This window comes from Flavonifractor porci (assembly GCF_037572415.1).
Classification (GTDB): domain Bacteria; phylum Bacillota; class Clostridia; order Oscillospirales; family Oscillospiraceae; genus Flavonifractor; species Flavonifractor porci.
Genome location: NZ_JBBHLB010000001.1, coordinates 290970 through 303776, shown reverse-complemented (window position 1 = coordinate 303776; position 12807 = coordinate 290970). Strand labels below are relative to the sequence as shown.

The 12807-nt window shown below is 62.5% G+C and carries 16 protein-coding genes; 2 read left to right on the top strand and 14 right to left on the bottom strand.

The features are described from left to right. Positions 1-163: 163 nt before the first annotated feature. From WHJ28_RS01475 to WHJ28_RS01410, 14 genes are all read right to left on the bottom strand, one after another. Positions 164-544, bottom strand: coding sequence for an Asp23/Gls24 family envelope stress response protein (locus WHJ28_RS01475; RefSeq protein WP_191433649.1), 381 nt, complete (start codon positions 542-544; stop codon positions 164-166). 87 nt (positions 545-631) lie between these two features. Next, on the bottom strand, positions 632-1216 hold the full coding sequence (locus tag WHJ28_RS01470; RefSeq protein WP_340039292.1) for a SpoIIIAH-like family protein: 585 nt from the start codon (positions 1214-1216) through the stop codon (positions 632-634). Between the two features lie 12 nt (positions 1217-1228). Beyond that, positions 1229-1774: a SpoIIIAG-related protein gene (locus tag WHJ28_RS01465; protein ID WP_340039291.1), complete on the bottom strand. Its 546-nt coding sequence runs from the start codon at positions 1772-1774 to the stop codon at positions 1229-1231. Beyond that, positions 1771-2262 carry a stage III sporulation protein AF gene (locus tag WHJ28_RS01460; protein ID WP_340039290.1) on the bottom strand — a complete coding sequence of 164 codons (492 nt, stop codon included), beginning with the start codon at positions 2260-2262 and terminating at the stop codon, positions 1771-1773. The genes WHJ28_RS01465 and WHJ28_RS01460 overlap by 4 nt, the downstream gene beginning before the upstream one ends. A 4-nt stretch (positions 2263-2266) precedes the next feature. Further along, the gene (locus WHJ28_RS01455; protein ID WP_340039289.1) at positions 2267-3358 is read right to left on the bottom strand and encodes a stage III sporulation protein AE; all 1092 of its coding nucleotides are present in this window, start codon (positions 3356-3358) and stop codon (positions 2267-2269) included. 30 nt (positions 3359-3388) lie between these two features. Continuing rightward, positions 3389-3775, bottom strand: coding sequence for a SpoIIIAC/SpoIIIAD family protein (locus WHJ28_RS01450; protein ID WP_340039288.1), 387 nt, complete (start codon positions 3773-3775; stop codon positions 3389-3391). Positions 3776-3777: 2 nt separating this feature from the next. Then, on the bottom strand, positions 3778-3972 hold the full coding sequence (spoIIIAC, locus tag WHJ28_RS01445; protein ID WP_087333928.1) for a stage III sporulation protein AC: 195 nt from the start codon (positions 3970-3972) through the stop codon (positions 3778-3780). Positions 3973-3985: 13 nt separating this feature from the next. Further along, positions 3986-4498, bottom strand: coding sequence for a stage III sporulation protein AB (locus WHJ28_RS01440; RefSeq protein ID WP_340039287.1), 513 nt, complete (start codon positions 4496-4498; stop codon positions 3986-3988). Beyond that, positions 4495-5406 carry a stage III sporulation protein AB gene (locus WHJ28_RS01435; RefSeq protein WP_340039286.1) on the bottom strand — a complete coding sequence of 304 codons (912 nt, stop codon included), beginning with the start codon at positions 5404-5406 and terminating at the stop codon, positions 4495-4497. The genes WHJ28_RS01440 and WHJ28_RS01435 overlap by 4 nt, the downstream gene beginning before the upstream one ends. 119 nt (positions 5407-5525) lie before the next feature. Then, on the bottom strand, positions 5526-6350 hold the full coding sequence (locus tag WHJ28_RS01430; RefSeq protein WP_340039284.1) for a GNAT family N-acetyltransferase: 825 nt from the start codon (positions 6348-6350) through the stop codon (positions 5526-5528). Positions 6351-6458: 108 nt separating this feature from the next. Then, on the bottom strand, positions 6459-7526 hold the full coding sequence (gene lgt / locus WHJ28_RS01425) for a prolipoprotein diacylglyceryl transferase (protein ID WP_340039283.1): 1068 nt from the start codon (positions 7524-7526) through the stop codon (positions 6459-6461). Further along, positions 7526-8806 carry an EF-P 5-aminopentanol modification-associated protein YfmH gene (gene yfmH, locus WHJ28_RS01420; RefSeq protein ID WP_340039282.1) on the bottom strand — a complete coding sequence of 427 codons (1281 nt, stop codon included), beginning with the start codon at positions 8804-8806 and terminating at the stop codon, positions 7526-7528. The genes lgt and yfmH overlap by 1 nt, the downstream gene beginning before the upstream one ends. Positions 8807-8810: 4 nt before the next feature. Next, positions 8811-10082, bottom strand: coding sequence for an EF-P 5-aminopentanol modification-associated protein YfmF (gene yfmF / locus WHJ28_RS01415; protein WP_340039281.1), 1272 nt, complete (start codon positions 10080-10082; stop codon positions 8811-8813). Between the two features lie 64 nt (positions 10083-10146). Beyond that, positions 10147-11337: an FtsW/RodA/SpoVE family cell cycle protein gene (locus WHJ28_RS01410; RefSeq protein WP_340039280.1), complete on the bottom strand. Its 1191-nt coding sequence runs from the start codon at positions 11335-11337 to the stop codon at positions 10147-10149. Positions 11338-11667: 330 nt separating this feature from the next. On the opposite strand from WHJ28_RS01410, the gene tsaE reads away from it, so the two are divergent. Continuing rightward, positions 11668-12096: a tRNA (adenosine(37)-N6)-threonylcarbamoyltransferase complex ATPase subunit type 1 TsaE gene (gene tsaE / locus WHJ28_RS01405; protein WP_340039279.1), complete on the top strand. Its 429-nt coding sequence runs from the start codon at positions 11668-11670 to the stop codon at positions 12094-12096. After that, positions 12093-12803: a tRNA (adenosine(37)-N6)-threonylcarbamoyltransferase complex dimerization subunit type 1 TsaB gene (gene tsaB / locus WHJ28_RS01400; RefSeq protein ID WP_340039278.1), complete on the top strand. Its 711-nt coding sequence runs from the start codon at positions 12093-12095 to the stop codon at positions 12801-12803. Before tsaE ends, tsaB begins: the two co-directional genes overlap by 4 nt. Positions 12804-12807 lie beyond the last annotated feature (4 nt).

The window sequence follows — 12807 nt, the reverse complement described above, 5'->3', positions numbered from 1 at the left end:
GATATTCACAGTTATTATGATTATACATCAACTGTATGCAAAAAGGAAAGAGATATTTCAAAATTAGACTCCAGATTCCAACCCCTTTTCCTGGGGCGGACCGGCCAAAACATACAAAAGGGCCTGTTGCTTGCTCTGCAACAGGCCCTTGGTACGGCTTGATTTACTTGTGTTCCTTTTCAAATACGATGCCGGCCACATGGACGTTGACATTCTCCACGGTCAGGCCGCTGGTATTTTCAATGGCGTTAAAGACGGCGCTCTGCACCTCTTTGGCCACGTCAACGATGGTATAGCCGTATTTGACCAGCAGGGACACGTCAACCCGGACGCTCTCCCCTACCATAGTAATGCGGATGCCCTTGGACAGATTCTTCTTTGCGCCCAGCAGCTCCGCGATATCGCTGCTCAGATTGGTGGACAGACTGCCCACACCCTCCACTTCCGTGGCGGCGGCCGCCGCGATCACAGCCAGCACATCCTCGGAGATATGGATGTTACCCAGTTCGTCAGGCCGGGAGATATATTCCTTTCCATCGCCCATACCGGTCACGCTCCTTTTGTGTACTATGGGACCATTTTACCACAAATCAGAAAAAATACAACTGATTTTTGGCGGGGACCCTCCAGCTCAGGGCTGCGCCTGAATGATGGTGATGGCGCTGGCCTCCAGGCCGGTCTCGTTGGTGACGATCTCGGTGATACGGGCCACGTCAGCATCGGTGAGTCCCTCCTCGGTGGCGGACACCACCACGCTGACGCTGCCGTCGCTGATGAAGGCCACGCAGTCGGCGTATCCCTTGGCGGTGACCAAATTTTCGATCTGGGCCTCGGACACGGTGTAGTCAGCCAGAGTCTGGATGGCCTCACCGGTTTCAGCCTTCATAGTCTCGGTGGCGTTGGTGTCGGCGGCGGCCTCCTGGAGGATGGACAGGGCGCTGTCCCGGGCCTGCTGGCGGTTGAGCCGGGCGGTGTCAAAGTAGCCGCTGTTCTTGTCCGCGGCGGTGGGCGCCGGCGAGGCGGAGGGGTCCGCCGAAGGGGCGGGACTTGTTTTGAGCAGCGGGTCGGCGCTCTGCATGGACACCAGCTCCGCCTCACCAAGGGTCTTGCCTGCTTCCTCGCTCTGCCCCTTCTGATAGGACCAGTTGAGGTACACCGCGCCGCACACAAAGAGCACCACTGCGGCCACCACCGCGTTTCGTTTCCATACGTTCATACTGTTACTGCCTCACTTTCCTTTTGATACTGAGATCTGATTCGCCCCCAGCCCGGTGAGGGCGGATACCGCCTCCACCACCTTCAGGCGTACTGCGGGGTCGTCCCCGCCGGAGCATACCACAAGAGCCCCCTGATATTGGGGCGAAAGCTGTTGGAGGATCACCGGTTCCTCATAGCCGGAGCCCTTGGAGAGTACCACCGTGGACTGGGAGGACTCGCTCCCCTCCTCCCGCACCGAGTTCTGGGTATCCTGAGCCAGTACCTGCCCCGGACCGGACCGCAGGGTGAGCACCACCTCTGCCTGCCCCACCCCGTCCATCTGAGACAGGGCCTCCTCCAGCCGTCCCTCCAGTTCCTCCGTTCCAAACTCCACCTCCCGGACACTCTGCTGCCGGGTCTGGGTGGCCTCCCCGCCTCCGTTCAGGGCGGGCAGGGCCATCATAACAACCCCCACCGCCACCACCAGCAGCGCGTATTTATATCGATGGAACAGCTCCATGAGCCGCCCCTTGTACAGGGCCAGTCCGCTTCCCTTTTCCGGTTGACGCCGGTTCATTCCGCTCCCCCGCTTTCGTAATACTGCCGGTCCGCCGGGATGGCAAAGTCTGCCTCGATCTGTTCGGCGAGGGCCTCCCGCTCCTCCCGGGACAGCTCCCCGGTGATGGTGACCACCTTGGGGATGGGGTATTCCGCCGCCTCGTCGGCCTCCACCTGCACCGTGCAGGTGATGCCCAACGCCGCCGCCTTGTCCTGAATATATGCGGCGGACTGGGCTTCTATGATGTCCATCATCAGGGTTTTATTCTCCTCCTCCAGCGCCTGGGCGGAGTATTCCGCGTCCAGGCGGTATTCCGTCATGGCCCGGGTGAGAGCCGAACCGTCCAGGCTTATCAAGGGCTTCACCACGGCCAGCAGCAGGAGCAGCCCGCCGGCCAGCCGGGCGGCCCGTTTTGGCCCCCCTGCCGGGGACAGGCCCTCCGCCAGGGCCAGGATCATGGCCGCGCAGGTCACCCCCATCAGCCACTTCCCCAAAAATTCTACCATGGTCTCACCCCCCTGCCAGCGACACGGCGGAGATCATGGAGATGAGCAGCAGCAGGGCGCAGGCCCCGGTCATCCCCAGGATCAGTCCAAAGGCCCCGCCGATCTGGTCGATGAGGGCGGCCACCCGGCTGCCCGACAGGGCGGCGCTGAGAGCGGAGGACACCTTATAGGTCAGATAGTGGAAGCCCAGCTGTAGGAAAGGCACCAGGCAGATGCCAATGACCACCAGCATCCCGAACACTCCCACCGTATTTTTCAGCACCCCCGCCCCCGCCAGCACGGTCTCCGCCGCGTCGGACAGGATGCCGCCCACCACCGGCACCATGCTGGACATGGTGAACTTGGCGGCCTTCACTGTCAGAGCGTCGGTGGTGCCCGCGATGACCCCGCTGATGGTGAGATAGGTGACAAAGAGGATGAGGGTGCCGGTAAGCACCGTGGTCACCGCCCACTTGAGGGTAGCCGCCATCCGCTTGAGGCCATCGTTGCCCACCGCAGCCCAGGCCACACAGGCCGCGATATAGGTATACACCAGGGGCAGCAGCACCCGGTTGATCAGGGTGATGAGCAGGTCGGAAAAGAGCATGGTGGCCAGCTGCCGGGCCACCGCGCCTCCCGGGGACCCGGCGGCGGAGGCCGCCGCCGTCACCGCAGGCAGCAGCAGCTTGGAGAAGCTGTCCATATGCTCCATGGCCTCCCGGCCCATGCCGATGAGGGAGTTTGCGTCAGCCGCCGCAATGGCGGTCACCGCCAGGGCCCCCACCAGAGCCACCCCGTTCACCGGCCCCTGGCCCGCCCCCATGCCCTCGGCCAGAGAGCAGAAGAGCACCACCGCCAGCAGCAGGGCCCCGCTGCGCAGGGCCTTGCGGATCACGCTCCCCAGCTCGGCGCTGCCGGTGTCCAGGATCTGGCCGATGCTGCCGTCCAGATCCAGCCCGGCAGACAGGTCCACGTCGGGCATCCACTCCGCCCCGGCATTCTCCAGCCCCTCCAGGTCCAGAGCAGCCGACTGGGCGTCCAGTACGCCCTGGCTGGCCCAGGCCGTACCTGTCAGCACCGTCAGCAGCACGATCAGCACCGCCAAACGCCGTATCATGGTCCTTCCCTCCTCTTTTGTACCAGCTTCTCACAGCAGCTGGGCCACCGTGTCCAGCACCGCCCGCAGCAGGGGCAGGGCGGTACACAGGGCCAGGGCGGAGCCGGCCGTCTCGGTGACGGCGGCAATGCCTCCCTCCCCCGCGTCCTTGCATACCTGGGCAGCGATGTGGGTGAGGATGGCAATGCCCACCGTCTTGATGACGGGGGCCACCACCGCAGGGGACAGCCCCGCCATATCCTGCAGCTCCTCCGCCATGGCCACCACGTCCTCCACCGCCCCCAGGGCCAGGCCCAGCACCACAGCGGCGGCGGCCATGGAAAGCACCAGAGCCAGCTGCCGGGCGGTGCCCTTCACCATCACGGCGCACAGAGCGCCCAGGACGGCCACCGCCCCCACCTTCAGCATGGTTTCCATGGCTACAGCCCGAACAGGTCCTTGACCAGTTCAAACAGACTGCTGATCTGCTGGACCACCATCATAAGTACCACCACCAGCCCCGCCAGGGTGGTCATGGTGGCCTGCTCGTCCCGGCCCGACCGGGAGAGCACCTGATTGAGCACCGACACCAGAATTCCGATGGCGGCGATTTTAAAGATCAGATCCACATCCATGTTTTTAACTCCTTTAAAGCAGCAGAATGACCAGCAGCCCGCCGCAGGTCAAGCCCAGCACCTGATACATCCTGCCCCGCTTTTCCCCGTCCTCCCGGGCAAGTTCCGCCTCCCGGGTCAGTTCCGCCACCGCCCGGGCCAGAGCGGAGCGCAGGCCGGACTCCTCAAACCGGCCCAATACCTCCCCCAGCTCGTCCAGAATCCCGGCAGCCCGACCCTCCAGATCCAGCGGGGTATCCGCCAGAGCCTGCCGCCAGATCTCCGCCAGGGAGCGCTCCCCCAGCTCCTCCATGCCCTTCCGGCAGTTGGCGAACAGTTCCCCCACCGGCGGCGGATAATCGGCAGCCAACTCCTCCATCAGCTGGGGCATGGGCGTAAGGCGGAAGGAGATCTCCCGGTCCATCTGCTCCAGCGCCCCGGCCAGCTGCCGCAGCACCCTGGCACGCCGATTCAGCCGCCGGTGGGCGTCAAAACCCAGAAAGGCCCCGCCTCCCACCGTCAGCAGGGCGCCCATCAGCCGGATCACAGCTCGTACACCTGACAGCTCCGGCCCTCCGGCCCCCGAGTGAGCACCGCCAGCTTCTGAAAGCAGCGGTTTTCCAGCAGAGGCCGGTACAGAGGCCGGGTCTTCAGGTCCTCCAGGTCGGCGGCGTGGGCGGTACAGAGAAGGCGCACGCCGCAGTTGGCCGCCAGCAGCAGGGCGGCACAGTCCTGGGGCGCGGTGATCTCGTCGGCGACCAGCACCTGGGGATTCATCCCCCGCAGCAGCATCATCAATCCCTCCGCCTTGGGACAGCCGTCCATCACATCGGTCTGCCGCCCCACGTCAAACTGGGGCAGGCCGTTGTACATGGCCGCCAGCTCGCCCCGCTCGTCGGCCACCCCCACCCGCAGGGGCGGGTGGCTCCCTCCGTCGGACAACCGGCGGATCAGATCCCGCAGCAGGGTGGTCTTGCCGCCTCCCGGCGGGGACAGGATGAGGGTGCTTTGAAAGCGATCCCCCTCCCACAGCCTGTCCGCCACAGCGGCGGCGGCTCCCGGTACCTGCCGGGCAATGCGGATGGCCAGGGAGGACAGCTGCCGAAGATTGAACACCGCGCCATCCTTCACCACAGCGCTGCCGCAGATGCCGATGCGGTGGCCGCCCGGCACGGTAAAAAAGCCGCTTCTCATCCGCTCCATGGCAGTGTGGGCGGAGGCACGGGTGGCGATCTCCACCACCAGGCTCAGGTCCGCTGGACTCACCGGCTCACCACCGGGCAGGGGCCGCTCCCCCGTGGGGCACACCACCGTCATTGGCCTGCCCGCCCGCAGCCGCAGCTCCTCGGCCACAGCCTGACTGGACTTGTCCACCCCCTCCGCCTGCCGCCGCAGATGGGGCGGCAGCAGAGCCGCCGCCTGTAAATACCGCGTTACATCCCCTTGTTCCCGCATAGCGTCACATCCTTCTTTGGTGTCTGCCCTATCCCTATGAGGGCCCGTCCCCCTTTATGACCACAAAAACGCAAAGATGCCTCCCGACCCAAAGGTCGGGAGGCATCTTTGCTTAAACGTCACTGAAGGCGCTTCACCATTTCAAATTGTTTGACCACCGTTTGAAAGCCCAGAGAGGCGAGCATATCCAACACCTCTGCGTCATCTGAGTCGATGTTTTTGGCTGTAATGCAGCCATATCGTTCGAGGAGGGTCTGAACGACCTTCCTCAGATCTTCCAGACTGCGGTAACCCAGTTGACACAGGCTGCCGTCTGCCTTGGAAAAAATGCAATAGGCAGAAATCTTATCATTCTTTCGATAGACAACGCCATACCTCTCGGGATGGAGCACCAAAACATGGTCGGAATGCTCAAAGGAGTACCGGGCACGGCGGCAGCCCTCCGCCAGATCCAGGCCGGTAAACGGAGCCCAGGCTGCCCCTTCAGCCGCCGGTTCATTGTGATTGGCGACAGCACGCAACACCGCCAACTCTCTTGTTATGGAAAAACCCAGCCGCTCATACAGCGCAACGGCCCGCTCGTTCTGCTGCAATACCTCCAGATAGTATGCCTCAGTTGAGATCTGTCTCAATCTCTGTTCCGCCAGCGCAAAGAGGCTGGCGAATACCCCCTTCCCCCGGTGGCCCGGCACCACGCCCGCGCCCACAGCAAAGGCGGCAGACTGACCCTGATATGGATGACAGGCGTGAAAGAGGAAACCTATCAGCCTGCCATCCAGAAAGGCACCAAAGGACCGTTTTTCCTCAATGCCGCTGGCGGCAAAAAATCCGGGGAGTTCAGTTTCTTCCAGATGGACGGGAACGGCATAGTCGGAAAAGGCCAGGTTCAGACACCGGGCCATCTCATGAAGCGGAACCTTTTCCAAAGTGTCATAAGTATACAATTCTCACACCGCCTTTCTTCGTAAGAAAGAAGGAACGCCGTCATCCATGGGGTACGGCGTTCCTTCCGGGTATGCTGCGCGCCGGACTGAAGATACCGGCAGAGCAGTCTATTTCTTTTCCTCGTCCATGACCAGCACTTCTTTCAGGTCGGAACGCTCCTTCAGGGCGGCGATCATCTCCGCCTTGTCCTCGGCAGGCGCATCGGTGGGGAGGGCATACTCCTCCACCTTGGCAAAATCCTGCTCCAGTCGCTTTTTCTGGTTGGTCAGCCACTTGCCGCCCTGTCCCTCAGGGTAGACCAGAGCCACCAGCCGGGGATGGGCCTTCATCTGATTGACCCACAGCTTGTCCGGGTCATGCTTGCGGAAGCCCAGCAGGTAGACCAAAGCCACAATGGCGATGGCGGCGGTGGCAAAGCCGAACACCTGAGACACCCGGATGGGGGTATTGAAGAAGTACAGGCTGTCGGTCCGCAGACCCTCGATGAAGCCCCGGCCCACCCCGTACCAGGCAAAATAGCTCAAAAAGATCTGTCCGTCAAACTTGCGCCACTTTTTGGCGATGACGATGAGCAGCACCAACCCCACCAGGTTCCACAGGGACTCGTACAGGAAGGTGGGATGGACCTCTACATACTGCCGGGCACCGTTCACATACTCGTAGATGCCCATGCGCCAGGGCAGATCGGTGGGTCCGCCATAGGCCTCGATGTTGACAAAGTTGCCCCACCGGCCCACCAGCTGACCGATGAGCATTCCGTAGGCGCCCAGGTCGGCAAAGGCCAGAAATTTGATCTTCCGCACCTTGCAGAACACGAACAGGGTGATGACCGCAACGATGACGCCGCCGTAGATGGCCAGGCCGCCGTCCCAGATGCGCACCATGGCCCCGAAGTCCAGCGAGCCGTCCGGCCTGCGGTACAAATCCAGGTAGAAAATGATGTAGTACAGCCGGGCCCCGATGATGGACAGGGGCACGGCAAAAAAGAGCATATCGATGATATCATCCTGGCGGATGCCGAACTGGGGCGCCTTCCGGGAGCAATACACCACCGCCAGCAAGAAGCCGGCGGCGATGATCATGCCGTACCAGTGGACGGGCCATCCAAAGACCCGGAAGGCGATGGGATTCATGGTCAGTTCCAGCCCCAGGCCGGGAAAGGATACGGTACCCATTAGGCCTCACCCTCCCCCGGGCGCACCACGGCCAAGCCGCACCGCTCAGCGGTCACCCAGCTGCGGATGCAGTCCTCCACGCAGGCCTGGTCGATGGAGTCGAAAATCTCCGGGAACTTGAAGTAGTCCACCCCGGTAAAGTGGGACTGGGCCATGGAGATACAGGTAAACTCAAAGGAGTTGAGGCCCCGGACCTTGGCGCCGTAGACGCCCTTCTTCAGCCGCTGGAACAGGCCGGGGTCGATACCCTCCCGGGCCAGACGCTCCCCTTCGGCCAGCACCGCGTCCCGCACCTTCTTGGGGTCACGGCTCTCGCCGCCGGCCACCATCATAGCGCAGCCGGGATAAAGCTCAAAGCCGTAGCTGAAATTCTTGTTGATCAGCCCCTGGCTGTACAGCCGGGCATACAGGGGGGTGGAGTTGCCCAGCAGAGCCTCGCAGGCCAGCTCGCCCGCCAGCTCCCGGCGCATCCACTCCTCTCCCTTCTTGGCGGGATCGCACTTGAAGCCCAGCATGAAGATGGGAGTAGACACCTCCATGGTCAGTTCCTTCTCGGAGGCCGCGGCTTTGGGGGCCTCCTCCCCGCCGTAGTCCCGCTCCATCTGGCCCAGAGAGTCCTTGGGCAGGATCTCCTTGGCAATGGCGCACACCTGCTCCGGGTCCACGTCGCCCGCCACGGTGAGCACCATGTTGGCCGGGTTATAGAAGGCCTTGTGGCAGGAATAGAGGGTGCCGGCGGTAATGTGGGAGATGGACTCCTGGGTACCGGCGATGGGCACCCGGATGGGATGGTGATCGTACAGGCACTCCATCAGGGCGTAGAACACCTGGTTCTCCGGGTCGTCCTCCACCATGCGGATCTCCTGACCGATGATGCCCTGCTCCTTGTCCACGCTCTCCTGGGTAAAGTAAGGGATGGACACAAAGGAGAGCAGGATCTTCAGGTTGTCGAAGAACTTCTCGGTGCTCTCAAAGTAGTAGCCGGTGATGGCGGAGCTGGTGAAGGCGTTGGGAGAGGCTCCGTTGGCCGCCAGGTCCTGGAGGGCGTTGCCGTCCTCGGTGTCAAACATCTTGTGCTCCAGGAAGTGGGCCACCCCCGCCGGGGTATCCTTCCACCGGCCGTCCTGGAAAAAGCGCATATCCATGCCGCCGTAGTTGGTGGCAAAGAAAGCGTAGCTCTTCTGGAAGTCCCGGCGGCGGTCCACATAGATGTGGAGCCCGTTCTCCAGGATCTCATGAAATACGGTCTCCCCCAGCCGGGGGTACTGCTTGCTTACCATAGAATCACTCCCTGCCTTTCAGGAAATATACGGTGTCCAGGGTCAGGTCCTGAGCGGCCTCCACCACCTGGGCCCGTGTAACGGCCTCCACCCGGGCGGCCATGTCGTCGGGGCCGTCGGTAAGACCGGCGGCGGATTGGCCCAGCCAATAGTCCTCCAGCCGGGCCTGGGTGTCCAGCGTGGTGCGCAGGGTGCTCACCACCGACCGGCGGGCCCACTCCAGCTCATCGTCGGAGAAGTCCCCAGTCTGGCACTTGTAGAGCTGGGAGAGGATCTCGGCCTCCGCCTGCCCCACCTTGTCAAACTCCACGCCGGAGGAGACCAGCATCACGTCCTTGTATTTCATCAGGCCGGAGCTGGCGTAGTAGCACAGGCTCAGCTTTTCCCGGACATTCATAAACAGCTTGGAGGTGGTGGTGCCGCCATAGATGGCGTTGACCAGGGTGAGGGCCGGGTAGTTCTGGTCCCAGGCGTCGCAGTTGGTGCGGAAGCCCATGGCCAGCTTGCCCTGGGTCACGTCCAGAGCCTCCTCCACCCGTCTGGCCTGCTTGGGCGCCTTTCCCTTGGCGGGGCGGACCAGACCGGCCCGCTCCCCCACCGGCAGCACCGCCAGCAGGGGCCCAAAGGCCGCCTGTACCCGCTGAGCGTCCGCCGAGCCGCAGTAGTAGAGCTCCACCCGAGCCTCCTTCAGCAGGACCTGATAACCCGCCCACAGAGTCTGGGGAGTAATGGCCTCCACCGCCTCCAGGCTGCCCAGCTTGTCCACGCCGAAGGGTTCACCGGCGCACATCTCGGCCACCACCCGGATCTGGGCGTACTGCCGCTTATCATTGACCTGGGCCTTGATGCGGTCGGCCAGGTTGGCCTTCTCCTGCCCGGTGTAGTCGGAACTGAAGGCCCCGTCCTGGGTATAGGGGGCGCCAATCAGCTCTGCCAGCAGGGCGGCGGCCGGCTCCAGCACCTGCTCCTTGTTCAGGGTGTAGGCGTCATCCAGAAAGCTGCCTACAAAGCCCACGCACTGGGTCTCGCCCTTCTTCCGCACCATGGGCTCCAGGGAGCCGCCATACAGCTCATCCAGAGCGGCGGACAGGGCCTCCAAGTCGGGATGGGCGGCGGTGCCCCGGCGGAGCACCATGGGGATCAGCGCGTTGAGAGAGGCCTTTTCCGCCGTCAGAGGCGTGAGGAACTGGGCCCCCAATACGCTGGATTTAAATTTTTTGGTCTGTACCGCCGTCAGCCAGACGCCGGGCTGCAATTCGATCCTTGTGACCTTCATGTGCTGCGAACCGTCCTTTCTTGTTTACCTCCATAGCCTGCCCCATTGAGCGGGCTCTATCCATCTACAGCCTGCTGCGGTCCCGCAGCCAGCTGGGCAAAGAGCGCATTTTAATGCTGGAAACCACACCCATGGCGGCATACATGGTGATGACCGAGGAGCCGCCATAGCTGATAAAGGGCAGGGTGAGACCTACCACCGGGAACACATAGAGACACATCCCCACGTTGATCCCCACCTGGGTCAGCAGCATACCGGCATAGCCCATGGCAATGAGGGCGCTCTGGGGAGAACAGGCCCGGCGGGCCACCCACACGCACCGCAGAATGATGGCCGCCAGCAGGGCCAGCAGCAGCAGGCAGCCGATCATACCAAACTCCTCGCCGCACACGGCGAAGATCTCGTCGGTCTCCCGGGCAGGCAGACTGGTGGGGGACTTACTCTGGGTCTGGATGCCCTGGAGATACCCCATGCCGGTGAGACCACCGCTGCCGATGGCCAGGATGCTGCGGGTCTGCTGCCACCCCTTGCCCTGGGTCTGTTCCCAGACGGTATCAGGGTTGCTGAAAATGTGGTCGATGACCACAGTGAACCGCTTCATATAATACATATCCTTGACATGGGGCCAGATCAGCACCACACCCACCACGCCTACTACCACAGCCAGCAGGAACCACCGCTTCTTCACCCCGGCGGACCAGGCCATGATGACAAAGATCATCAGATAGGTCAGGCCCATGCCGAAGTCGCCCGAGGTCACCGCCACCACGCCGAACATGAACAGGGTGTGCCCCGCGATCTGGAACACCGAAGAGGGCCTGCTGATACCCTTGTCCTGCAGCCGGCTCATCTGCCAGGCCAGCAGCAGCACGAAGGTCAGCTTGGCCAGCTCGGCGGGCTGCAGGTTGACAGGAAAGCCGGGGATGTGAAGCCAGCTGCGGTTGCCGTTGACCTCCACACCCAGCGGCGTGCGTACCAGGGCGTTGATGACGAGGTTGAACAGCAGCAGCCATTTCCAGGATTTGTCCACAAACAGCTCGATATCCACCGAGGACATGAGCATATAGATTACAACACCCATCATAATCGCCACCGTCTGCACGATCATGCAGCGCATGGCGTCCGCCTCACCCAGGTAACGGGTGGCGCTGAAGATTAGCACCAGACCGTACCCGCTGGCCAGCAGGCACAGGGTCAGCAGCAGCCGGTCACCCTGCTGCCAGAAGGAACGAATGGAATCTCTCAGCCAGGACACCGGCTCGCCTCCTTTATTGTTTGTCCAAGGGTCCGGACGTATGTCAAATTAGTTTACCATCTTTTTTGCGTTTGGTAAACAGGTGTGTTATAATCTTGTCAGAATCTTCACATTTAAAGTCCTCCCCAAAGCAGCGGTACTGCTTTGGGGAGGCGTTTGCAGCCCGCTGCGCGCAGGATTTGCCCGCTGAGTGCGTGCAAATCCCACACTTACGGGCTGAGAAGTGTTTTTTCTGATGCTCATGTCATCAGGAAAAACAGATTCCATTTGATTTGCGCCCAGAGGCGCAAACTCTGCGAGGCAGTTCATCTGTAACAAACGAGGTGTTATATGGAGATCACAACCAACTCCCCTGCTGAGACCGAAGCCGCAGGCGCTGCTCTGGCCGCTCGGCTGAATCCGGGGAGCGTCATCGCCTTTACCGGCGATCTGGGGGCGGGCAAGACCGCCTTTACCCGAGGCCTTGCCCGCGGCCTGGGGGTGGAGGAGCGGGTGACCAGCCCTACCTTTACTATTGTCAACGAGTACGAGGGCGGGCGTCTGCCCCTGTTCCACTTTGATATGTACCGGCTGGGCTCGGCGGACGAGCTGTTCGACATCGGCTGGGAGGACTACCTGGCCCGGGGCGGCGTGTGCGCCGTGGAGTGGAGCGAAAACATTGCCGACGCGCTGGAGGAGGACACCATCCGGGTGGACATCCGCCGGGGCAGTCATGACGACCAGCGCATCATCACCATTACGGGAGGTCCCCAACCATGAAAATACTGGCTCTGGAATCCTCCGCCACCGCCTGCTCGGCGGCCTTGTGCGAGGATGAAACGCTCATTGCCCAGTCCTATCAGAACAACGGCCTGACCCACTCGGTCACCCTGATGCCCATGACCACTTCCCTGCTCTCCGGGTGTGGCCTTACCCTGGAGGATGTGGACGTCATCGCCGTAGCGGCGGGCCCCGGCTCCTTCACCGGCCTGCGCATCGGCGTGGCTGCCGCCAAGGGGCTGGCCTGGCCGGGCAACAAGCCCTGCGCCGCCTGTTCCACCCTGGAGTCCATGGCCTGGAACCTGGCCCACACCGGGCTGGAGATCTGTTCTGTCATGGACGCCCGGCGGAATCAGGTGTACAATGCCCGCTTTGCCAGCAACGGCGAAACACTGGAACGGCTGGCCCCCGACCGCGCCATTTCCCTGGAGGAGCTGGGGGAAGAATTAAAAATCAGCGGAAAAACGCAATTACTGGTTGGAGACGGCGCGGTTTTATGCTATACTACCCTCAAAGGGCTGGGGCTGGACGTCCGCCTGGCGCCCCCCCATCTGCAATTCCAGAGCGCGTGGGGCGTGGCCCGGTGCGGTCTGGAGCTTGCCCGGCAGGGCCTGCTGACCGCCGCGGCGGGTCTGGCACCCAACTATCACCGGCTCTCCCAGGCTGAACGGGAGCGGCTGGCAAAAGAACAAAACAAAGGGGAATAGCGCC